This is a genomic window from Agromyces mediolanus (assembly GCF_044917495.1).
Classification (GTDB): Bacteria; Actinomycetota; Actinomycetes; order Actinomycetales; family Microbacteriaceae; genus Agromyces; species Agromyces mediolanus_B.
The window spans coordinates 156,593-177,814 of sequence record NZ_JAVSSI010000006.1 but is presented as its reverse complement, the minus strand read 5'-3'; the positions used below and the strand labels follow the sequence as shown (position 1 = coordinate 177,814).

Sequence of the window (21,222 nt, the reverse complement as noted above, 5' to 3'; positions counted from 1 at the left end):
CAGCTCGAGCAGCGGCCGCAGCCCGCGCGGGACCGCCCACGTCGGGGACTCGGCCGGTGGCTGCTCCCGACGTACGTGACGATCGCGTTCGCGTTCCTCATGATCCCGATCGTCTACACCTTCGTCTTCAGCTTCAACGACTCGGTGAAGTCGAACATCGCCTGGCGCGGTTTCACCTTCGACAAATGGCTGAACGTCTGCAACGTCGAAGGCGGCGCGGTCTGCCAGGCCTTCGGGAACAGCATCGTCATCGGTCTCGTGGCGACGGTCCTCGCGACCACCCTCGGCACGATGATCGCGATCGCGCTCGTCCGCTACCGCTTCCGGGCCCGTTCGGCGATCAGCCTGCTGCTGTTCCTGCCGATGGCGACCCCCGAGGTCGTGCTCGGTGCCGGGCTCGCGGCCCAGTTCCTCGCGGTGGGCGTGCCGAAGGACATGGTGACGATCATCCTGGCGCACACGATGTTCTGCATCAGCTTCGTGGTCGTCACGGTGAAGGCACGGGTGGCGAGTCTCGATCCCGCGCTCGAGGAGGCGGGGCGGGATCTCTACGGCTCGCCCGCGCAGGTGTTCTGGCGGGTCACGTTCCCGTTGCTGATGCCCGGAATCCTCGCCGCGGCCCTGTTGTCGTTCGCGCTGAGCTTCGACGACTTCATCATCACGAACTTCAACTCCGGTTCGGTGTCGACGTTCCCGAAGTACATCTACATCTCGGCGGCGCGAGGCATCCCGGCCGAGGCGAACGTCATCGCATCGGCGGTGTTCCTGTTCGCGATGGTGCTGGTGATCGCCGTGCAGGTCTCCCGCGCGGCGCGCGAGAAGCGGCTCGCCAAGCTGAGTTGAACTGTGGCGGGGTGGGCGCTCCGACGAGCGCCCGCCCCGCCTCAACTGGCGGACGAGACTGGCGGCGTCAGACGGTGGCGCGGATCTCGCCGACGGGGCGGTCCCCGCCCATAACCCAGAGATCGAGCTCGGCGCGGGCGAGGTCGACGTCATCGTGATCGAGTGCGCGGGCATCGGCGAGCAGCCGGAGCGCGACGATCGTCGAGGCGCGTGAGGAACCGTCGAGTACCTTCAGCGCGACCGTCGTCCCGTTCGGGGCCGTCATCACCATGACGCCCTCGGCGCCGAACTTCGCGAAGACGCCGAGCCGTTCGATCGCCACCGTGTCGGGCTGGCCGGGGCCGGCCACGGCCCACGGGTGCGCTCGGGCGGCCTCGGCGAGCTCGGCGGCCTCCCGGTAGAGCGCGAACGGCGAGCTCGTCTGGGCGGTCGTGATCTTCTGGACGCCGCGCGCGAGCCCCGTGAGGCTGATCGCGTGCACCGGCGCGCCGCAGCCGTCGACAGCGCTCGCCGACGGACGCTCGCCGGTCAGCCGCTCCAGCACGTCGAGGATCTTCTTCTGCAGCGGATGCTCGGGGGAGAGGTACCCCTCGACCGGCCAGCCGTTCTGCACGCACGCGAGGAGCATCGCCGCGTGCTTGCCGGAGCAGGTCATGAAGATGCGCTCCGCGGAGCCGCCGCTCCGCAGCAGCTGCTCGCGTGCCGCGCGATCGCCGGGGAGCGACGGCGGGCAGCCGAGCGCGGACGCGCTGAGACCCACCCGGTCGAGCAGCCCCTTCACGAGCGCGACGTGCGCCGCCGTGCCGGAGTGGCTCGCCATCGCGATCGCCGCGTCCTCGCCGCGAAGCACGACCCCGGAGGTCATGACCGCGACCGCCTGGAACGGCTTCAGCGCCGATCTGGGGAAGACCGGGCTGCGGACGTCGCCGAGACTGCGCAGCACCTCGCCCTCCGGGGTGAGCACGATGGCGGAACCGGCGTGCCTGGACTCGATGAAACCATTGCGTTCGACCACTGCGAGTTCGACGGAATCGGCGATGCTGAAGGTGCCGGCCATCAGCCGAGCGTCGCGAAGCCGGCCTCGAGCACGCCGAGGGCGTCCTCGATGAGCTCGTCGGTCATGGCGAGGCTCGGCAGGAAGCGGAGCACGTTGCCGTAGGTGCCGGCGTTCAGCAGGAGCACGCCCTCCTGCGCGGCGTGCGCGATGAGCGCGCCGACCGCCTCCGGGTACGGCTCCTTGCTCGTCTCCCGCGTGCCGGGGCGGACGAGCTCGATCGCGATCATCGCGCCCTTGCCGCGGATGTCGCCGATCACGTCGAAGCGCTCGGCGAGCGCGCGGAGGCCCGCGGTGAGGCTCGCCTCGATGCGCCGCGCCTCCGCGAGGAGGTCGTCCTCCTCGATCGCCTCGAACACGGCGACGGCCGCCGCGCAGGCGACCGGGTTGCCGCCGAACGTGCCGCCGAGGCCGCCGGGCTGCGCCGCGTCCATGATCTCGGCGCGGCCGGTGACCGCCGCGAGCGGCAGGCCGCCCGCGATGCCCTTGGCGGAGAGCACGAGGTCGGGCTCCCAGCCGAGCTGCTCGCTCGCGAAGTAGCTGCCGCTCCGGGCCATGCCCGACTGGATCTCGTCGGCGATCATGACGACGCCGTGGTCGGTGCACCAGCGCTGCAGCGCCGGCAGGAACCCGTCGGCGGGCACCATGAAGCCGCCCTCGCCCTGGATCGGCTCGACGACGAGGCACGCGAGGTCTTCGGCGCCGACGACCTTCTCGAGGTACGCGATGGTGCGCGCCGCCGCCTGCTCGCCCGAGAGGCCGTCGCGGTAGGGGTAGGAGTTCGGGGCGTGGTAGACGTCGCCCGCGAGCGGGCCGAAGCCCGAGGCGTACGGGTGGGCCTTGTAGTTCATGGCCATGGTGAGGTTCGTGCGGCCGTGGTAGGCGTGGTCGAGGACCGCGACCCCGCGACGGCGGGTGTACTTGCGGGCGATCTTCACCCCGTTCTCGACGGCCTCCGCGCCGGAGTTCACGAGCACCGACTTCTTCGCCCAGTCGCCGGGGGTGTGCTGGGCGAGGAGCTCGGCGACCCGCACGTACTCCTCGTAGGGGGTGACCGTGAACAGCGTGTGGGTGACGTCGTGCAGCTGCGCCGTCGCCGCTTCGACGACGTGGCGCTCGGTGTGGCCGACCGTGGTCACGCCGATGCCGCCGCCGAAGTCGACGAAGCGGTTGCCGTCGACGTCGACGAGGATGGCGCCGTTCGCGCGCTCGATGTAGACCGGCAGGGCGCTCGAGACGCCCGCGGAGACCACCGCGGTACGTCGCTCGTGCAGCGCGATCGACTTCGGGCCGGGGACGGCCGTGACGAGCTGGCGCTGCTGCGGCACCGTGTACGAGGGTGCGATCTGGGTCTCAGTCATGATGCGCCCAGCTTATCCCCGAGGCAGAATCGTGTGGGCGGTCGATCCGGCCGCCCACCCGGGACGGCTGCGCCGGCGCCGGGTGCGGAGACGGGCGACGGAGGCGGGATGCTGGGCGAACACCACTACGAGGTCGAGGTCGAGTGGACGGGCAACCTCGGCACGGGGACGAGCGGCTACCGCGCGTACTCGCGCCGGCACGTCGTGAGCGCCCCGGGCAAGGAGCACGAGCTCGCGGGGTCGAGCGATCGCACCTTCCACGGCGACCGCGAGCGCTGGAACCCGGAGGAGCTCCTGCTCGCCGCGCTGAGCCAGTGCCACATGCTGTCCTACCTGCACGTCGCCACGAACCACGGGGTGGTCGTGCTCGGCTACGAGGACGCCGCGAGCGGCACGATGAGCGAGGACGGTCGCGGCGGCGGCGCCTTCGTCGCCGCGACGCTGCACCCGCGGGTGACGGTCGCGGACGCCGCGATGGCGGAGCTCGCGCAGCAGCTGCACGCCGAGGCGGCGGAGAAGTGCTTCATCGCGGCATCCGTCGCCTTCCCCGTCGGGCACGAGCCGACCGTGGAGGTCGCCGAGGCCGGCTGAGCGGGCGGCCCGGCCGAGCGGGCTGCGGACGCGGATGCCGCGCCCGCGGGCCGGGGTCAGTCCTCGAGCTTCGGCGGCGCGGTCGGGATGCCGGGCGTCGGGCAGACCTGGCCGTTCACGAGCCGGCTGCACGGCGGCAGGAAGCCCGGGTAGCGCTCGCTCGTGGGATCGCCGAACCAGCGGTTCCAGAGCAGCCAGAAGTTCAGGTTGCCCCAGGCGGAGCAGCCGTCGCCGCCCGCATCGGCGGAGACCAGCGCGGCCTCGTTCGGCTGGTACGGCGTGTAGTTGTACAGGTTCGCCGTCGCCTGGTTGCGGATCGTCACGGTGGTGCCGCCGCAGGCGGCGTCCGGGTTGTACGCGACGGGGACCGCGCCCACACGGTACTGGCGGTCGGGGTGCTGGGTGTACTGCCGGAACTGCCAGGCCGCGTTGTACACCTGGTTGAAGAAGCCGAAGTACTTCACGTCGCAGTCGGCCGTGTCGGGGCACGCGTAGCCGGTGGCCCGGGCGTAGCCGTGCTCGCTCGGCCGTGTCAGCAGCGACTGCTCCTTCTGCAGGAGCACGAGCAGCGTCTTCGGGCTCACTCCGCACGCGACGGCGGTCTTCGCGATGATGCGGCTCGCCCGCTCCTTCACGCCGCCCCGGTACTCGGCGCAGTGGCCGGGTTCGACCGCGGGCTGCGTCTCGGTGGTCTGGCGGAAGTCGGCGAGGCAGCGCACGCCCGCGTCGGGGCGGCAGGGGAGCGCCTCGAGGAAGTCCTGGATCTCGTCCTCGTCGAGCGCGGTCGCGTCGAAGAAGCTGTCGTCGCTCACGATGAGTCCCGGGTCGAAGCCCGCGGTGTCGACCTCGTCGAGCTGCTCCGGGTTCGCCCGGACGGTCGCCGCCGGGTCGACGGTCGGGGCGCAGGCGGTGAGCAGCACGACGACGCCGGTGATGAGGACGGCGAGGGCGGAGCGCGATCGGAGGCTGGTCACCCGTTCGACGCTAGCGTGCGAGCGTGCCAGGCGGCTGAGAACCGACGGCACGTCGTCGCCGGGGCGCGGCTCGGAACGGACGGCACGTCGTCGCGGGCGCGGCTCAGATCCGTTCGCGGGGGACGACGCGGTCGGCGATCCGGGCGATCGCGCTCTGCGGGGGCGTCTCGTTGTAGCGGCCGGCGAGCTCCTGACCGCTGAGCGCGTGGATCGCCGCCATGATCTCGTCGGTGGCGGCCCGGCGCGCCTTGCCCGAGTCCGCGCTGCCGTGGGCCGAGAGGTCGATCGGCTCGCCGAAGTGCACCTGCACGGGACGGACGCGCGGGAAGCGCGCTCCGACGGGCTGGATCTCCTGCGTTCCGACGAGCCCGACCGGCACGACGACCGCCCCGGTCGTGAGCGCGAGCCAGGCGACGCCGGTGCGGCCCTTGTAGAGGCGGCCGTCGAGCGAGCGGGTGCCCTCCGGATAGATCGCGAAGGCGTTGCCGCCGTCGAGGATGCGCCGGCCGAGGTCGAGCGCCTCCTGGGCCTGCGACCCGGCGCCGCGTTCGACGCTGACCGCGCCGATCGACCCGAAGAAGGTGCGGGAGACCCAGCCCTTCAGGCCGGTGCCGGTGAAGTAGTGCGACTTGGCGAGGAACTGCACGGGCCGGGGCGCGGCGAGGGGGATCACGATGCTGTCGATGAACGACAGGTGGTTCGACGCGAGGATGACGGGGCCGCGCTTCGGGACGTGCTCGCGCCCCGTGATCTTCGGCCGGTAGACGACGGCCACGAGCGGGCGCAGGATGCCTCGGACGATCGTGTACAGGGCGCTTGGGCGCCTCGGCGCTGCGGGCACGGCCTCGGCCTCGATCTCGCTCACCCGTCGAGCGTAGGGCCAGCAGTATGCGTCACGCGGCATACCGCCGACCGGCGCGTCGAACGCCCGCCCGCCGTAGGGTGGAGGCGTGCGCAGCGTGATCATCCTCGGCTCATCCGGCTCCATCGGCACCCAGGCGCTCGACGTCATCCGCGCGAATCCGCAGCGGTTCGAGGTCGTCGGCCTCGCCGTCGGCTCCGACCGGGCGACCCTCGAGCGCCAGGCCGCCGAGTTCGGCGTCGAGCACACGGCGGTCGGCATCGAGGAGGCCGTGCAGCTCGTCCGCGACGTCGACGCGGACGTCGTCCTGAACGGCATCACCGGATCGGTCGGCCTCGGACCGACGCTCGCCACGCTGAAGCGCGGCACGACGCTCGCGCTCGCGAACAAGGAGTCCCTGATCGTCGGCGGCGACCTCGTCACCGCCCTCGCCGCCCCCGGGCAGATCGTCCCCGTCGACTCGGAGCACTCCGCGCTCGCCCAGGCGCTCCGCTCGGGCACCGACGACGAGGTGCGACGGCTGGTGCTCACCGCCTCGGGCGGCCCGTTCCGCGGTCGCCGTCGCGACGAGCTCGGGGCCGTGACCCCCGCCGACGCGCTCGCGCACCCCACGTGGGACATGGGCCTCGTCGTCACGACGAACTCGGCCACCCTGGTGAACAAGGGGCTCGAGGTGATCGAGGCGCACCTCCTCTTCGACGTCGACTACGACCGCATCGACGTCGTCGTCCACCCGCAGTCGATCGTGCACTCGATGGTGGAGTTCATCGACGGGTCGACGATCGCCCAGGCCTCGCCCCCGGACATGCGGCTGCCGATCTCGCTCGGCCTCGACTGGCCGAACCGGGTCGGCGCCGTCGGCCGCCCGCTCGACTGGACCACCGCGCAGAACTGGACCTTCGAGCCCCTCGACGACGAGGCCTTCCCCGCCGTGCGGCTCGCGAAGCAGGTCGGCCGGGCGGGCGGCGAGTACCCCGCGGTCTTCAACGCGGCGAACGAGCAGGCGGTCGCCGCGTTCCACGCCGGACGCATCGGCTTCCTCGACATCGTGGACACGGTGCGCGAGGTCGTCGAGCAGCACGAGGCCGCCGGTGCGCTGACCCTCGAGTCGCTCGCCGCGGCCGAGGCATCCGCCCGCCGCGCGGCCGATGCGCGGATCGAGCGCCGCTCAGCGGATCGATAGGCCCCGCCCAGCCGCTTCGAAGCGGATCGCAGTACGCTTCACCCCGTGGAATCCGTGCTCGCCTTCGTGATCGGCGTCGTCATCATCGTGATCGGCCTCGGCCTGTCGATCGGCCTGCACGAGATCGGGCACCTCGTGCCCGCGAAGCTCTTCAAGGTCAAGGTCACCCAGTACATGATCGGCTTCGGGCCGACGATCTTCTCGCGACGCAAGGGCGAGACCGAGTACGGCGTGAAGGCGATCCCGCTGGGCGGGTACATCTCGATGATCGGGATGTTCCCGCCCGGCAAGGACGGGCATGCGAAGGCCGACTCCACGGGCTTCTTCCGCGGACTGGTGCAGGACGCGCGCGACTCGAGCGCGGAATCGATCACCCCGGGCGACGAGGATCGCGCCTTCTACCGGCTGGCGGTGTGGAAGCGCATCATCGTCATGTTCGGCGGGCCGTTCATGAACCTCCTGCTCGCGGTCGTGTTCTTCGGCATCCTCTTCATGGGGCTCGGGATGCCGCAGCCCTCGACCACCATCGGCAGCGTGAACGCCTGCGCCCTGCCCGCGACGAGCGAACGGCAGACGTGCGAGTCCGGAGACCCGCAGGCCCCCGGGGCCGAGGCGGGGCTGAAGCCCGGCGATCGCCTCGTCTCCATCGACGGCACGCCGATCACGAGCTGGACGCAGTCCACCGAGCTCATCCGGCAGCACCCGAACGAGCCGCTCGCCTTCGTGGTCGAGCGCGACGGCGGGGAGGTCGAGCTGACCGTCACCCCGATGCTCAGCGAGCGCTACGTGCTCGACGAGGAGGGGCAGGTCGTCACAGGAGCCGACGGCACGCCCGAGACGGCGTCCGCCGGCTTCGTCGGCATCGGCGCCGCCAACGTCCGCGTCGCGCAGTCGCCCGCGGCCACCCTCGAGGCGGTCGGCCAGCAGATCTCCGGGGTCGCCGGCATCATCGTGAACCTGCCGCAGCGCATGATCGACGTCGCCAACGCGGCCTTCGGTCCCGGCGAGCGCGACCCGAACGGACCGATCTCGGTCGTCGGCGTCGGCCGCGTCGCCGGCGAGATCGCGACGATCGACACCATCCCGCTCGTCGACAAGGCGGCCGGCATGATCGGCATCCTCGGCTCGCTGAACGTCGCCCTCTTCGTGTTCAACCTCATCCCGCTGCTGCCGCTCGACGGCGGGCACATCGCGGGCGCGCTGTGGGAGGCCATCCGCCGCGGCTTCGCGAAGCTGTTCCGACGCCCCGATCCCGGCCCCGTCGACCTGGCGAAGCTCATGCCGCTCACCCTCGGCGTCGTCGTCATCGTCGGGGCGATGAGCGCGCTGCTCATCTACGCCGACCTCGTGAAGCCGGTGACGCTGCTCTGAGCCGGCCGCTCCGAGGCAACCGGGTACCGCGGCCCTGCGGCGCCGCGAACCCGCGCCCGGGCGGGGAACGCCTGCTCCCCGAGGAGTACGGGGCCGCACTCCCATCGGCGGATTCCGGCGGCGGTGCACGGGGATACGATCGGGACATGCCCGTGCCCCCGTGGGATGATCCCGCCGCGCGCCGCGGCCCGCCGGCCGCGGTCGTGCTGCTCGTCCCCGTCGTGCTGAGCCTCCTCGTGCAGCTGCCTGCGGCGATCGGCATCGCCCTGTGGACCGCCACGCCACCGGCGGCGGCCGCCCTGCAGATCGGGCTCGCCGCGGCGGGCGGACTGGCGCTCCTGGCGTCCCGGCGGTGGCCGGGGCCGACCGTCGTGCTCGTCGCCGCGCTGGCGCTCGCCGCGGTGCTCACCGGCCCCGACGTCGGGCCGCCCTACCTCGCCCTCGCCTTCGCCGTCGTGCTCGCGATCGTCCGAGGCGCGGCGGTCTGGGCCGCGAGCGCCGTGGGCGTGGCCTGGGTGGCCGCGGTCGCGCTCGGCCCGGTGACCGGGCACGCCTGGTCGCCGTTCCGGATCGCCGCGGCGACGGCCGGTCTCGGGCTCTGCTTCGCGGTCGGCTGGTTCGTGCGCCGGCGCCGGGAGCGGGCGAGCGCGTTCCGCGACGCGATGGCGCGGCGTCGCCGCACCGCCGAGGAGCGGGAGCGCGTGCGCATCGCACGCGAGCTGCACGATGTGCTCGGTCACGCGCTCTCCCAGATCAACGTGCAGGCGAGCGTCGGGCTGCACCTCATGGATCGCGACCCCGAACAGGCGCGCTCGGCGCTCGCGAGCATCAAGGGCGTCTCGAAGACGGCCCTCGAGGAGGTGCGCAGCGTGCTCGGCGTGCTCCGCGAGGGCGAGGCGCCGCTCGCCCCGCAGGCCGAGCTCGCGCAGCTCCCGCGGCTCGTCGCGGAGTTCGCGGTGCCCGGCCTCGACGCCCGGATCGACGACCGGCTGGGGGAGGCGCTCCCGGCTCGGCCGACGCAGTTCGCCGCGTACCGCATCGCGCAGGAGGCGCTCACGAACGTGGCCCGCCACGCCGAGGCGACGGAGGTCGTGCTGCGGCTCGAGCGCGACGGGGACGCCTTCGTGCTGACCGTCGACGACGACGGCATCGGCCTGACGCCCGCCGTCGACGAGGCGACGACTGGCGCGGTCGCCCTCGGTGACGGACTGTCGGCCGGCCGCGGCATCCTCGGGATGCGGGAACGCGCGGCCCTCCTCGGGGGCGCCGTCGCGTTCGAGGCGTCGCCGCTCGGCGGCACGCGGATCGTCGCCCGGCTCCCCTGGGGAGCGCTGCGGTGAGCGCCGGCCCCGAGCCCGAGCCGCTTCCGGGCGATCCCGCCGGCGCACCGATCCGCGTCGCCCTCGCCGACGACCAGCTGCTCGTCCGGGCCGGATTCCGCGCGCTCCTCGATGCCGAGCCCGACGTCGAGGTCCTCGCCGAGGCCGCGAGCGGGCGGGAGCTCCTCGTGCTCCTCCGCGAGCGGCCCGTCGACGTGGTGCTGATGGACATCCGGATGCCCGACGGCGACGGGCTGTGGGCGACCGAGCAGATCGCCGCCGATCCGGCGCTCGCCGCCGTCCGCGTCGTGATCGTGACGACGTTCGAGCTCGACGAGTACGTCGCGCGCGCGGTCCGAGCGGGGGCGAGCGGGTTCCTCGTGAAGGACACCGAGCCCGTCGACCTCATCCGGGCGGTCCGGGTCGTCGCCGCCGGCGACGGGCTGCTCTCGCCGGGCGTCACCCGTCGGCTCCTGGAACGGATGTCGACCGGGCTCCGGGAGTCGCCGCGCCGCGCCGAGCTCGACGTGCTGACCGAGCGCGAGCGCGAGGTGCTGCGGCTCGTCGGCCTGGGGCTCAGCAACGAGGAGATCGCGGGGAGGCTCGTGCTCAGCCCGCTGACGGCGAAGACGCACGTGTCGCGGATCATGGCGAAGGTGCACGCCCGCGACCGGGTGCACCTCGTCGTACTCGCCTACGAGACGGGGCTCATCGCCCCGGGCTGGCAGGAGCCCGGCGGGTCCTGAGCCCGGCGAGCGCTGAGTCCGGGGCATCGGCGTGCTCCCGGGGGAGCAGGACAGGTGTCTCCCGCGGGCGGATTCGCCGGGGGCGTCCGGCGACGAGGCTCGATCCCGAGCGGCCCATCCGGGGCCGACCGGATCGAAAAGGACCTCCACCATGCTCTCCACCACCCTCGCGGCGGCCGTCGTCGCCCACGCCGGCCCCTGGGCCGCCGGATTCGGCTGGGTGTTCTTCCTCATCCCGCTGTTCTGGATCCTCGTCTTCGTGCTCGTCTTCGGTCTCCTCGGCCGCCGCTGGCGCCGCGCCGCCTGGGCGCAGGGCGGCGGATACGGCCCGCCCTGGGCCCGCGGGGGGAGCGCCGAGCAGACGCTCGCCGAGCGCTTCGCGCAGGGCGACATCGACGAGCAGGAGTACCGGGCCCGGCTCGAGGTGCTGCGCGCGAACCGGCCGAACGGATGAGACGGGGAGGGCGGGCGTCTGGCGCCCGCCCTCCGGCGCTCATCGTCCCAGCAGCTCCTCCAGGGCGGCGCGCTGGTGCCGGTGGCCGACGGTCTCGTAGCCGACGACCACGACGACCGGTGCGAGCGCGGTGACGAGGATGCCGAGCGGCAGGCTCGCCCCGGCGGACACCAGTACGACCGCGAGCGCGAGCACCGCGAGGCTGCCGAGGTACAGCCCGATGTGGAACGAGTCGAAGCGGCCCATCAGGAACGAGTAGAGGGCGAAGAGCATCGTCAGGAACACGGCCACCGGAACGACGACGGTGGCGAGCGCCGCGATCTCCGTGATGGTGACCTCGTCGGCGATGACGTTCGCGGCGACGTGGAGCCCCGCCCCGGTCGCCGCGAGCGAGCCGAACACGAGCATGTGCCCGTAGCCCCAGACGAAGGCGCGTCGGGGGAATGCGGCGAGGAGCTTGCCGGACGGCATCGTGAAGTAGCACCACCACAGCCCGAAGGCGAGGAGCACCCCGCCGAACGCCACGGCGACGGCATCGGCCGACCAGCCCTGCTCCTCCACCACCGCGGAGATGGCGAGGATCGTGCCGAGCACGATCTCGCCGAGGGTGATGATCACGAGCAGCGAGTAGCGTTCCGCGATGTGGTGCGGATGCCACGGGGTCGCGCCGCCGCGGCGCTCGGCGATGCGCGGCACGAGCATCTCGGCGACGCCGAAGACGATCATGAGCCAGATCGCGACGCCGAACGGCGGGTAGACGAGGATCTGCACGATCCAGGCGATCTGCACGACTCCGAGGAGCGCCGCGTAGTGGAGGGCGGTGCGCCGGTAGCGGGGATCGTGCCGGGCGACGCGCAGCCAGAGCGCGATCGTCGAGACGCGCATGACGACGTATCCGGCGATCATGATGCCGTTCTCGACGTGCGCGCCCTCCTCGATGGAGTGGAAGAACGGCGGCAGGCCGAGCGCGAGCACGAGGACGCCGAGCATCTGCACCATCGTGGCGACGCGCACGAACACGTCGTCGTTGTCGAATGCGCTCGCGAGCCAGGAGTAGTTGATCCACGCCCAGCAGATCGCGAAGATCGCGAGGCAGAACGCAAGGAGCGCCGGGCCGAAGCTCCCGATCCCGAGCAGGTGCGCGGCCTGGCTCCCGGCCTGGCTGAACGCGACCACGAGGGTGAGGTCGTAGAGCAGCTCGAGCGGGGTGGCCGCACGGTGCTGCTCGTCGGGGTCGCGGCCGACCATCCGGCGCAGCCGGTGGTCGAGCGGCGGATGCACGGGCGAGGTCATGCGCATATCGTCGCACGCGCCCCGGCGGCCGCGGCAGCCCCCGTCTCCGGCTCAATGGGACGCCGCGGCGGGCCCGCCGCCGGGGATCGTCAGCGGGCGAGCGGGCCGCCGCGCCGGCGGGTCGTCAGCGGGAGAGGAGGAGCGCCTCGCCCTGACCGCCCCCGCCGCACAGCGCGACGGCCGCCCGCCCGCTGCCCCGGCGCGAGAGCTCGAGCGCGGCGTGCAGCGCGAGGCGCGCACCGGAGGCGCCGATCGGGTGGCCGAGCGCGATGGCGCCGCCGTGCACGTTCACCCGGTCGAGGTCGAGCGCGAGGTCGCGGGCCGACTGCAGCGACACGGCGGCGAAGGCCTCGTTGATCTCCACCAGGTCGAGCTGCTCGGCCGACCAGCCGGCGCGGTCGAGGGCCTGCGCGATCGCGTTCGAGGGCTGCGAGTGCAGCGAGTTGTCGGGTCCGGCGACCTGCCCCGCCGCGCCGACGACGGCGAGCCAGGGCAGACCGCGCTCCTCGGCCCAGGCCCGGCTGGCGACGACGACCGCCGCCGCACCGTCGGAGAGCGGCGAGGAGTTGCCCGCCGTGATCGTGCCCTCGGCCGCGAACGCGGGGCGGAGCTTCGCGAGGACCTCGACCGAGGAGTCGGGCCGGACGCCCTCGTCGGCGGCCACGGTCACCGGCTCGCCCTTGCGCTGCGGGATGTCGATCGCCACGATCTCGTCGGCGAACACGCCCTCGGCCTGCGCCCGACCGGCGCGCACGTGCGAGGCGGCCGCGATCTCGTCCTGCTCGGGCCGGCCGATGCCGTAGCGCCCGTTCACCCGCTCGGTCGAGGCGCCCATCGACTCGTGGTCGAAGGCGTCGGTGAGTCCGTCGTGCGCGGCGTGGTCGAGGAGCTCGATGCTGCCGTAGCTGTGCCCCGCGCGCGAGCCCGGGAGCAGGTGCGGCGCCTTCGTCATCGATTCCTGGCCACCGGCGACGACCACGCTCGCCTCGCCGAGGCGGATCAGTCGCGCGGCGTCGGTGATGGCGACGAGGCCGGAGAGGCAGACCTTGTTGAGGGTCATCGCGGGGACGCTCCACGGGATCCCGGCGGCGACGGCCGACTGCCGGGCGGGATTCTGGCCGGCGCCGGCCTGCAGCACCTGACCCATGATCACGGCGTCGACGTCGTCGGCGGAGACGCCGGCGCGCTCGAGCGCGCCCCGGATCGCGGCCGTGCCGAGTTCGACGGCGCTGCGGTTCGCGAGGGCGCCGTTGATCCGGGCGAACGGGGTGCGGGCGCCGGCGATGATGACGACGTCTTCGGTGCTCATGCTGGGTGGACTCCTTCGTCGGGGCGCGGGCTTGCGCGACCTCACCATTCTACGGTTCAGTTAACCGTGATTCACCGGAATCGTGCGAACCGGCCCGATTTCCGGCGTCGACGTGACGAGGAGGTCGCGACATGACGCTCGACAAGACCGTGCCCGACGCCGCCGCGGCGGTCGCCGACATCCCCGACGGCGCCTCGCTCGCCGTCGGCGGCTTCGGCCTCTGCGGCATCCCGATGGTGCTCATCGACGCGCTGCTCGCGCGCGGCGCCCGCGAGCTGTCCGTCGTCTCGAACAACTGCGGCGTCGACGACTGGGGCCTCGGCGTCCTGCTCGCCGCCGGCCGCATCCGCAAGATGACCTCCTCCTACGTCGGGGAGAACAAGGAGTTCGAGCGGCAGTACCTCTCGGGCGAGCTGGAACTCGAGCTCACCCCGCAGGGCACGCTCGCCGAGAAGCTCCGGGCGGGCGGCGCCGGCATCGCGGCCTTCTACACCCAGACCGGCGTCGGCACGCAGGTCGCCGACGGCGGACTGCCGCAGCGCTACGCACCGGACGGCAGCATCGCCGTCGCCTCCGCGCCGAAGCCGGTGCAGCGATTCGAGGTGCGCGGGCAGTCGCGCGACTTCGTGCTCGAGGAGGCGATCACGACCGACTTCGCCCTCGTGCACGCGAGACTCGGGGACCGGCACGGCAACCTCGTCTTCGACAAGTCGGCGCGGAACTTCTCCCCGCTGGCCGCGATGGCCGGCCGGGTCTGCATCGCGGAGGTCGAGGAGCTCGTCGAACCGGGCGCGATCGATCCGGACGACGTGCACCTGCCCGGCATCTTCGTCGACCGCATCGTCGCGGTCGGGCCGGACATCGAGAAGCGCATCGAACGGCGCACCGTCCGAGAGGAGCACTGAGATGGCGCTCACGCGACTGGAGATGGCGGCGCGCGCCGCCCGCGAGCTCGCCGACGGCTCGTACGTGAACCTCGGCATCGGCCTGCCCACGCTCGTGCCGAACTACGTGCCGGAGGGGGTGACCGTCGTGCTGCAGTCGGAGAACGGCATCCTCGGGGTGGGGCCCTACCCTCGGGAGGGCGAGGTCGATCCCGACCTCATCAACGCGGGCAAGGAGACCGTCACGGTGCTCCCCGGGGCGGCGTTCTTCGACTCCGCGACGAGCTTCGGCATGATCCGCGGCGGCAAGGTCGACGCGGCGATCCTCGGCGCCATGCAGGTGTCGGGCACGGGCGACCTCGCGAACTGGATGATCCCCGGGAAGATGGTGAAGGGCCCCGGCGGTGCGATGGATCTCGTGCACGGCGCCCGCCGGAGGATCGTGCTGATGGAGCACGTCGCGAAGGACGGCTCGCCGAAGATCGTACGCGAGTGCTCCCTGCCGCTCACCGGCCGCGGGGTCGTCGATCGCATCATCACCGACCTCGCCGTGATCGACGTGACGCCGACGGGGCTCCGGCTCGTCGAGCTGGCCCCCGGGGTGAGCGCTGCCGACGTCGTCGCCGCCACCGAACCGCCGCTCGACCTGAACGGGGTCGACGGGGCATAGCCCGGATCGGTCGCCGGGGGAAGGGGCTGCACGCGATCCGGCGCTTCGGCGAGAATCGCAGGGTGGATCGTCCCGAATCGCCCGTGCAGCTGAGCCCCGAAGCCTGGCGCGTCGCCGCGCGCCGGACGACCCGCACGTTCTTCGAGGGGAACGGCATCGACCGCGCCGCAGCCCTCACCTTCTTCAGCGTGCTCGCCGTGTTCCCCGCGGTGCTCGTGACGGCATCCGTCCTCGCCCTCGCTGGGCAGGAGGGGCGGGCGCTCGGCGCCGCGATCGATCTGGCCGGCGACGTGCTGCCGCGGGAGACGGTGGCCTTCCTCCGCGAGCGGCTCGGGGAGTTCGCCGTCTCGCCCGCCGCGAGCCTCGGCGTGGTCACGGGCGCGCTCGTCGCGCTCTGGACGGCGTCGGCGTACGTGACGGCGTTCGGCCGGGCGATGAACGACGTGTACGGGGTCGCGGAGGGGCGGCCGGTCTGGAAGCTCCGCGGACTGCAGCTGCTCGTGACCGCGGGCCTGCTGGCGCTCGTCTCCGTCATCGTGCTGCTCCTCCTCCTCGGCGGCGGGATCGCGAAGGCGGTCGCCGAGCAGCTCGGCGCCGGCGAGGCGGTGCAGCTCACCTGGGCCATCGCGCGCTGGCCGCTGCTTCTCGTGGTGCTCGTCGGCCTCATCGCGCTGCTGTACCGGGCGACGCCGAACGTGCGCCAGCCGCGGTTCCGGTGGCTGAGCGTCGGCGCCGTGGTCGCGATCGCCGTGATCGCCGTCGCCTCGGCGGCATTCGTCTGGTACCTGACGGCCGTCGCCGACTACGACCGCGTCTACGGCTCGCTCGCCGGCATCGTGGTCTTCCTCGTCTGGCTCTGGCTCGTGAACGGCGGGCTGCTGATCGGCGCGGCCTTCGACGCCGAGCTCGAACGGGCGCGGGAGCTCCAATCCGGCGCGCACGCCGAGGACCGCATCCTGCTGGAGCCCCGGGACACGACGCGGATCGCGCGCATCGCGGAGCGGCTCGCCGCGGAACGCGAGCGGGCGTCCCGATTGCGTCGCGGCACCGAGCGCTGAGTCGTTACCGGATCGTATTCTCCGCTCCCTCCACGGGATCGGATGCCTCGGCCAGAATGTGAGCGAGGGGCAGGGGATGCCCGGAGAGGCATGGTGGGGGAATGCACCGGATGCGTGCGGCGATCGTGGGGGCCATCGCGGCGGCCGCGCTCGCACTGACGGGGTGCGCGGCCGAGCCCGCGCCCACTCCTGCGCCGTCACCGACGGCGACCGAGTCGACTCCGACGCCCACCTCCACGCCGAGCACCGACCCGCTCGCCTCGGTCGATGCGCTCGTCGTCCGGCCGACCGCGCTCGAACTCCGTGCGGGGGACCAGGTCGTCGAATCCCTCGACTACATGTCGGATCCCGATGCAGCGATCGCCGTGCTCACCGAGCTGTTCGGCCGCGGTCCGGAAGAGGAGCCGTACGACGGCGGCAACCACCGGCCGGACGGCGTCTACCATCACTGGGATCCGTTCGTGCTCGACGAACGCCTCTACGACGAGGAGCGGCGGCAGCGCGACGGCTACGACTGGCTCGTCTGGCCCCGCTTCGCGGTCTACTTCGACGGGCCCGCTGTCGACGGCATCCAGTTGCGATCGGTCGACGGCGCGCAGGCAGGGGAGGACTGGGCCGGACTCGCGGAGCTGCCGTCGTTCGATCCCGAGCTGTGGGTCTGCGTCGGGACCTCGATCGAAGCGGAGACCATCGATGCGCCCGACGACGCGCCCGATCGTGCGAACGTCGTCGCGGTGAAGGACGAGGACGACGGCACGGTCCGATGGATCGGCGCTCCGGAGATGGAAGCCGAGGGGTGCGCGTAGCCATCCGTGTTCGCCGCCGACGAGTTCGGCGCGCTCGGCCGCGACCCAGCGGGACGGAACTAGACTGCAAGGCGTGCCTGCAGTGAATCTCGGAATGCCGAAGGTCCCCGAAGTCCTGGCCCCGCGACGCAAGTCCCGCCAGATCAAGGTGGGCAAGGTGCTCGTCGGCGGCAACGCTCCGGTGAGCGTGCAGTCGATGACCACGACGCCCACCACGAACATCAACGCGACCCTCCAGCAGATCGCCGAGCTCACCGCCTCCGGCTGCGACATCGTGCGCGTCGCGGTGCCGAGCCGCGACGACGCCGAGGCGCTCCCGATCATCGCGAAGAAGAGCCAGATCCCCGTGATCGCGGACATCCACTTCCAGCCGAACTACGTGTTCGCCGCGATCGACGCGGGCTGCGCCGCGGTCCGGGTGAACCCCGGCAACATCCGCAAGTTCGACGATCGCGTCGGCGAGATCGCCGCGGCCGCGAAGGCGGCCGGCGTCTCCCTCCGCATCGGGGTGAACGCGGGCTCGCTCGACCCGCGACTGCTCGAGAAGTACGGCAAGGCGACGCCGGAGGCGCTCGTCGAGTCCGCCGTCTGGGAGGCGTCGCTCTTCGAGGAGCACGACTTCCACGACTTCAAGATCTCGGTGAAGCACAACGACCCCATCGTCATGGTGAAGGCCTACCGGCTCCTCGCCGAGCGGGGCGACTGGCCCCTGCACCTCGGCGTCACGGAGGCGGGACCCGCCTTCCAGGGCACGATCAAGAGCGCGACGGCCTTCGGCATCCTCCTCGGCGAGGGCATCGGGGACACCATCCGCGTCTCGCTCTCGGCGCCTCCGGTCGAGGAGGTGAAGGTCGGTCTGCAGATCCTGCAGTCGCTGAACCTCCGGGAGCGCAAGCTCGAGATCGTCTCGTGCCCGTCCTGCGGTCGCGCCCAGGTCGACGTCTACACCCTCGCGAACGACGTCACCGAGGGGTTGAAGGACGTCACCGTCCCGCTCCGCGTCGCGGTCATGGGCTGCGTCGTGAACGGCCCGGGTGAGGCTCGTGAAGCCGATCTCGGCGTCGCGAGCGGCAACGGCAAGGGGCAGATCTTCGTCAAGGGCGAGGTGATCAAGACGGTTCCGGAGGCGGAGATCGTGCAGACCCTCATCGCGGAGGCGCAGCGCATCGCCGAGGAGATGGGCGGGGACGCGCAGACCGGATCGCCGACCGTCGTCACCGTCTGACCCGTGCGCGGCCGGGATCATCGCCGGCCGGACCGACGACCCCCACTCGGGTGCCCCGAGCTGGGGGTCGCTCCGTGCGTGCCAGGGGTGGAGAATCGGGGCACTCCCTGATCTGAGAAAATCTCACAGACCAGTACCGTGATGGCGTGCACCGGGACGCCGCGCCGGTATCGCCTCCGCCCCGTTCCGGGAATCGCCGAACCCGACTGCCGCGCACGCGGCTGCACGAATGGAGCGATACCCATGTCCACCCGAATCCGCGCCCGCGCGCGGCTCGGCGCCGTCCTCGGCACCGGTGCCGCGCTCGCCGCGCTGAGCCTGCTGCTCGCGCCGCTCGCGGCGCAGGCCGAGGAGGCGGCTCCGGCCGACCCCGCGGCCGCCACCGCCTCCGCCGATCCGGCGTCCGCCCCGGACGCCGCCCCGGCATCCGCCCCCGCCGAAGACGCGCCCGACCCCGCGGTCGCATCCGATCCCGCTCCCGAACCGGCAGCGGACCCCGCACCCGAGCCGGATCCGGCCCCGGCCGCCGCCGACCCGGCCGCCGCCGACCTGGCGCCCGCGCCGGCCCCCGCTGTCGTCGTCGCCGAGCCTGGCACGACGGCGGCCGAGTCGCTCGCCGAGCCCGCGGCGGAGCCCACCGTCACGCTGTTCCCGGGGGCTGCGACCGCGAAGGCGGCGGCCGCACCGCTCGCCGCGCCGGCGCCGGGCGACCCGTGCTACCCGGCCGTATGCATCGACAACGGCACGATCCTCCTCGCCGTGAACCCGACGGGCGAGCTCAACACCCCGAACGGCGCCGGCTCCAAAGCCGGACCCGGTGACGCCGGGCTCGACTACCTGCCCACGAACAACGACGCGACCTCGCCCGGCTGCCTCTGCGAGGGCTGGGGCGTCGGCGATCCGGCGAGCGGCGTCTGGGGCGGGGCGAACCTCGACACCGAGGGCGCGGGCGGCACGAACCTCGTGCTCGAGTCGTTCGAGCACACGGCGTCCACCGCGACCTCCGTCGTCGTGATCCAGGATGCCGAGGCGCGCCCCGTGTTCCGGGTCACGCACCACTACGTGCCGTCGCCGGCGACGAAGAACCTCTACCAGGTGAACGTCACGATCGAGAACCTGACCGGGGAGACGATCGCCACGGTGAAGTACCGGCGCGTCATGGACTGGGACATCGAGCCGACCGCCTTCAGCGAGTTCGTCACGATCGACGGCGGCTCGGCGAGCGCACTCGTCTACTCGAGCGACGACGGCTTCGCCAGCCCGAACCCGCTGTCCGGCCCCAGCTCGATCAACTTCGAGGGGAACGCGGTCGACAACGGTCCCGCCGACCACGGCGCCCTGTTCGACTTCGCCTTCGGCCCGCTGGGCCCGGGCGGCTCGCTCAGCTTCGTGATCTTCTACGGGGCGGCGGCGAACGAGGCCGAGGCGAAGGCGGCGCTCGCCGCGGTCGGCGCGGAGGCGTACTCCTTCGGGCAGACGCGCGACGACCCGAGGGGCGGCACGCCGAACACGTTCATCTTCGCCTTCGGCAAGGTCGGCGGGGCGCCGATCTTCCCGAGCGAGGGCGAGCCCCCGGCTCCCGCCGTCCCCGTGCCCGCCCCGGTGGCCGCCCCCATCGCGGTCCCCGCGGCGGACGTGGTGCCGAGCGATTCGATCGGTGCCGAGCTCGCGTCGACCGGCGTCGAGTCGAGCGGCGGCCTCTGGGCCGCGGCGCTGCTCGCGCTCACCGGGCTCGGGCTCGTCACGACGGCTGCACTGCGCCGCCGCCGGGCCTGAACCCGACCGTCCCGGAGCGGATGTCGGCGTGCTCGAGCACGACCGGCATCCGCTCGCCCGGCTCCGGAGGGACGCCCGCCGGGGCGGCGCAGCTCGCCGTCACCGCCGGGTCGTCGAGCTGGACCACCACGCGGTCCTCGCCGCGCCGCTCGACCACCGTCGCCTCGAAGGCCTCGCCGATCCGGTCGGCGAGGAGCGCGGCCTCCACTCGGTCGAGCGTCGCCTGCTCCAGGCGGCTCGCGCGTGCGGCGGATGCCTGCATCAGCGCGGGCAGTTCGGGCAGGCTCGCCCGCAGCCAGTCGGGCGTGCTCCGGCCCTCCGCCGCGGCGAGGCTCGCGACGAGCCCCCAGCGGTCGACCAGGCGCCGGATCGGGGCGGTGACGTGCGCGTAGGGCGCCGCGATCGCGGCCTGCACCGGGTCGGCCGGGGGAGCGCCGTCGAAGACCGCGTACCCGGCGCCGCGGAAGAGCGAGGCCGCAGCGCGGAGCACCGGCCCGGTGCGAGGGTCCCCGCGGTCGAGCGAACGGAGGTACTCGCCGTAGGGGAGCGACTCGGGCCAGGCGAGCCCGAGCGCCTCGGTGCGCACCCGGAACGCGGCGACGGCGTCGGCATCGGGCGCAGGCATCGTTCGGAGCACCCCGACGCCGCCCGCCAGCATGAGCTCGGCCGCTGCGATGCCAGTGAGGATGGACAGCTGGGCGTTCCAGGTCTCGACCGGCAGCGGGAGCCGCCGCTCGATCCGGTACGCGCCGTGCTCGTCCCGCAGCACCTCCTCGTCGGGCAGGTCGAGGCTCGCACCGCCGCGGAGCCGCTCCTGCTCGAGCCTGGCCGCGCCGAGCGCGGGGAGTTCGGCGAGCGGGCCGTCGTGCGCGCCGGCGTCGACCGCGTGCTGGGCGGACTCGTAGTCGAGCCGGGCCTGCGAGCGGACGAGCGCCCGTTCCAGCCCGGTCGACTCGACGGCGCCGGCGTCGTCGAGCCGGAAGGTCCAGACGTAGGCGGCACGCTCCTCGCCCGGGAGGAGCGAGGCGCGGTCCACCCCGATCACGGGCGGATGCAGCGGGATCATGCCGTCGGCGGCATAGAGGCTCTGGCCCCGCCGGCGCGCCTCCTCGTCGACCGATCCGGAAGGACGGACGAACGCCGGTACGTCGGCGATCGCGTAGCGGAACAGCCATCCGCCGCCCGCCCGCCGTTCGATGAGGAACGCCTGGTCGAGGTCGCGCGCGCCCGCCGGGTCGAGGGTCGCGAACGGCAGCTCGCGCAGATCCCGCGTCGGCCGCGGCTCCGCACGCACCGCGGCCTCCGCCTCCGCGAGTACCTCGGCGTCGAACCCCGTCGGGAGCTCGAGCTCCGAGCGGAGCGCGGCGAGCGCCCCGGCGAGCTCGCTCTGCGCGGAGGACGGGGCGAGGTGGGTGCGGCGGGCCGGCATGGCCTCAGCCTACG

20 protein-coding genes are annotated in these 21,222 nt (G+C 72.9%); 13 read left to right on the top strand and 7 right to left on the bottom strand.

Annotated features, from left to right (window positions below):
• Positions 1-99: 99 nt before the first annotated feature.
• Positions 100-843, top strand: coding sequence for an ABC transporter permease (locus ROT00_RS10970; protein ID WP_404774877.1), 744 nt, complete (start codon positions 100-102; stop codon positions 841-843).
• Positions 844-910: 67 nt separating this feature from the next.
• Here the strand turns inward: ROT00_RS10970 and ROT00_RS10965 are convergent, their stop codons facing one another.
• Together ROT00_RS10965 and gabT are read right to left on the bottom strand one after the other, a co-directional pair.
• On the bottom strand, positions 911-1,900 hold the full coding sequence (locus ROT00_RS10965) for an asparaginase (RefSeq protein WP_404774791.1): 990 nt from the start codon (positions 1,898-1,900) through the stop codon (positions 911-913).
• Entirely contained in the window at positions 1,900-3,258 is a 1,359-nt protein-coding gene (gene gabT, locus ROT00_RS10960) for a 4-aminobutyrate--2-oxoglutarate transaminase (RefSeq protein ID WP_404774789.1), read from the bottom strand. The genes ROT00_RS10965 and gabT overlap by 1 nt, the downstream gene beginning before the upstream one ends.
• A 108-nt stretch (positions 3,259-3,366) precedes the next feature.
• Here gabT and ROT00_RS10955 point away from each other — a divergent pair, with 108 nt between their 5' ends.
• Positions 3,367-3,849, top strand: coding sequence for an OsmC family protein (locus ROT00_RS10955; RefSeq protein ID WP_404774787.1), 483 nt, complete (start codon positions 3,367-3,369; stop codon positions 3,847-3,849).
• A gap of 56 nt (positions 3,850-3,905) precedes the next feature.
• On the opposite strand, the gene ROT00_RS10950 is transcribed toward ROT00_RS10955, so the two are convergent.
• Both ROT00_RS10950 and ROT00_RS10945 read right to left on the bottom strand, forming a co-directional pair.
• The gene (locus ROT00_RS10950; RefSeq protein WP_404774785.1) at positions 3,906-4,823 is read right to left on the bottom strand and encodes a hypothetical protein; all 918 of its coding nucleotides are present in this window, start codon (positions 4,821-4,823) and stop codon (positions 3,906-3,908) included.
• A gap of 103 nt (positions 4,824-4,926) precedes the next feature.
• A complete protein-coding gene (locus ROT00_RS10945) occupies positions 4,927-5,688 on the bottom strand; it encodes a lysophospholipid acyltransferase family protein (protein WP_404774783.1) in 762 nt (253 codons plus the stop codon).
• A gap of 85 nt (positions 5,689-5,773) precedes the next feature.
• Between ROT00_RS10945 and dxr the strand changes: the two genes are divergently transcribed.
• From dxr to ROT00_RS10920, 5 genes are all read left to right on the top strand, one after another.
• Entirely contained in the window at positions 5,774-6,868 is a 1,095-nt protein-coding gene (gene dxr, locus ROT00_RS10940) for a 1-deoxy-D-xylulose-5-phosphate reductoisomerase (protein WP_404774781.1), read from the top strand.
• A 45-nt stretch (positions 6,869-6,913) separates the two neighbouring features.
• Positions 6,914-8,239 carry a M50 family metallopeptidase gene (locus tag ROT00_RS10935; protein ID WP_404774780.1) on the top strand — a complete coding sequence of 442 codons (1,326 nt, stop codon included), beginning with the start codon at positions 6,914-6,916 and terminating at the stop codon, positions 8,237-8,239.
• A gap of 146 nt (positions 8,240-8,385) precedes the next feature.
• Entirely contained in the window at positions 8,386-9,579 is a 1,194-nt protein-coding gene (locus tag ROT00_RS10930) for a sensor histidine kinase (RefSeq protein ID WP_404774779.1), read from the top strand.
• Positions 9,576-10,304 (top strand): response regulator, encoded by a 729-nt coding sequence (locus ROT00_RS10925; protein ID WP_404774778.1) that lies wholly within the window; start codon positions 9,576-9,578, stop codon positions 10,302-10,304. Before ROT00_RS10930 ends, ROT00_RS10925 begins: the two co-directional genes overlap by 4 nt.
• Before the next feature lie 151 nt (positions 10,305-10,455).
• On the top strand, positions 10,456-10,758 hold the full coding sequence (locus ROT00_RS10920; protein WP_404774776.1) for an SHOCT domain-containing protein: 303 nt from the start codon (positions 10,456-10,458) through the stop codon (positions 10,756-10,758).
• A 39-nt stretch (positions 10,759-10,797) separates the two neighbouring features.
• On the opposite strand, the gene ROT00_RS10915 is transcribed toward ROT00_RS10920, so the two are convergent.
• Positions 10,798-12,051: a low temperature requirement protein A gene (locus ROT00_RS10915; RefSeq protein WP_404774775.1), complete on the bottom strand. Its 1,254-nt coding sequence runs from the start codon at positions 12,049-12,051 to the stop codon at positions 10,798-10,800.
• Between the two features lie 124 nt (positions 12,052-12,175).
• Positions 12,176-13,360, bottom strand: a complete 1,185-nt coding sequence (locus ROT00_RS10910) for an acetyl-CoA C-acetyltransferase (RefSeq protein WP_404774773.1) — start codon at positions 13,358-13,360, stop codon at positions 12,176-12,178.
• 131 nt (positions 13,361-13,491) lie between these two features.
• Here ROT00_RS10910 and ROT00_RS10905 point away from each other — a divergent pair, with 131 nt between their 5' ends.
• The 6 genes from ROT00_RS10905 (at position 13,492) to ROT00_RS10880 (ending at position 19,779) form a co-directional block, all read left to right on the top strand.
• Entirely contained in the window at positions 13,492-14,265 is a 774-nt protein-coding gene (locus tag ROT00_RS10905; protein ID WP_404774772.1) for a CoA transferase subunit A, read from the top strand.
• A 1-nt stretch (position 14,266) separates the two neighbouring features.
• Positions 14,267-14,914: a CoA transferase subunit B gene (locus ROT00_RS10900; protein ID WP_404774771.1), complete on the top strand. Its 648-nt coding sequence runs from the start codon at positions 14,267-14,269 to the stop codon at positions 14,912-14,914.
• 62 nt (positions 14,915-14,976) lie between these two features.
• A complete protein-coding gene (locus ROT00_RS10895) occupies positions 14,977-15,972 on the top strand; it encodes a YihY/virulence factor BrkB family protein (protein WP_404774769.1) in 996 nt (331 codons plus the stop codon).
• A 101-nt stretch (positions 15,973-16,073) separates the two neighbouring features.
• A complete protein-coding gene (locus ROT00_RS10890; RefSeq protein WP_404774768.1) occupies positions 16,074-16,778 on the top strand; it encodes a hypothetical protein in 705 nt (234 codons plus the stop codon).
• Positions 16,779-16,872: 94 nt separating this feature from the next.
• Entirely contained in the window at positions 16,873-18,003 is a 1,131-nt protein-coding gene (gene ispG, locus ROT00_RS10885; protein ID WP_404774875.1) for a flavodoxin-dependent (E)-4-hydroxy-3-methylbut-2-enyl-diphosphate synthase, read from the top strand.
• A gap of 243 nt (positions 18,004-18,246) precedes the next feature.
• The gene (locus tag ROT00_RS10880; protein ID WP_404774766.1) at positions 18,247-19,779 is read left to right on the top strand and encodes a hypothetical protein; all 1,533 of its coding nucleotides are present in this window, start codon (positions 18,247-18,249) and stop codon (positions 19,777-19,779) included.
• Here ROT00_RS10880 and ROT00_RS10875 read toward each other — a convergent pair.
• A complete protein-coding gene (locus ROT00_RS10875) occupies positions 19,745-21,208 on the bottom strand; it encodes an RNB domain-containing ribonuclease (protein ID WP_404774764.1) in 1,464 nt (487 codons plus the stop codon). The genes ROT00_RS10880 and ROT00_RS10875 overlap by 35 nt on opposite strands.
• Positions 21,209-21,222: the final 14 nt, after the last annotated feature.

Bases quoted from the DNA above. Each gene is read 5' to 3' on its own strand.
- ROT00_RS10970 (WP_404774877.1), top strand. From the start codon at position 100: ATGATCCCGATCGTCTACACCTTCGTCTTCAGCTTCAACGACTCGGTG.
- ROT00_RS10890 (WP_404774768.1), top strand. From the start codon at position 16,074: ATGCACCGGATGCGTGCGGCGATCGTGGGGGCCATCGCGGCGGCCGCG.
- ROT00_RS10875 (WP_404774764.1), bottom strand. From the start codon at position 21,208: ATGCCGGCCCGCCGCACCCACCTCGCCCCGTCCTCCGCGCAGAGCGAG.
- ROT00_RS10910 (WP_404774773.1), bottom strand. From the start codon at position 13,360: ATGAGCACCGAAGACGTCGTCATCATCGCCGGCGCCCGCACCCCGTTC.
- ROT00_RS10915 (WP_404774775.1), bottom strand. From the start codon at position 12,051: ATGACCTCGCCCGTGCATCCGCCGCTCGACCACCGGCTGCGCCGGATG.
- ROT00_RS10920 (WP_404774776.1), top strand. From the start codon at position 10,456: ATGCTCTCCACCACCCTCGCGGCGGCCGTCGTCGCCCACGCCGGCCCC.
- ROT00_RS10880 (WP_404774766.1), top strand. From the start codon at position 18,247: ATGTCCACCCGAATCCGCGCCCGCGCGCGGCTCGGCGCCGTCCTCGGC.
- ROT00_RS10900 (WP_404774771.1), top strand. From the start codon at position 14,267: ATGGCGCTCACGCGACTGGAGATGGCGGCGCGCGCCGCCCGCGAGCTC.
- ispG (WP_404774875.1), top strand. From the start codon at position 16,873: ATGCCGAAGGTCCCCGAAGTCCTGGCCCCGCGACGCAAGTCCCGCCAG.
- ROT00_RS10955 (WP_404774787.1), top strand. From the start codon at position 3,367: ATGCTGGGCGAACACCACTACGAGGTCGAGGTCGAGTGGACGGGCAAC.
- ROT00_RS10965 (WP_404774791.1), bottom strand. From the start codon at position 1,900: ATGGCCGGCACCTTCAGCATCGCCGATTCCGTCGAACTCGCAGTGGTC.
- gabT (WP_404774789.1), bottom strand. From the start codon at position 3,258: ATGACTGAGACCCAGATCGCACCCTCGTACACGGTGCCGCAGCAGCGC.
- ROT00_RS10905 (WP_404774772.1), top strand. From the start codon at position 13,492: ATGACGCTCGACAAGACCGTGCCCGACGCCGCCGCGGCGGTCGCCGAC.
- ROT00_RS10930 (WP_404774779.1), top strand. From the start codon at position 8,386: ATGCCCGTGCCCCCGTGGGATGATCCCGCCGCGCGCCGCGGCCCGCCG.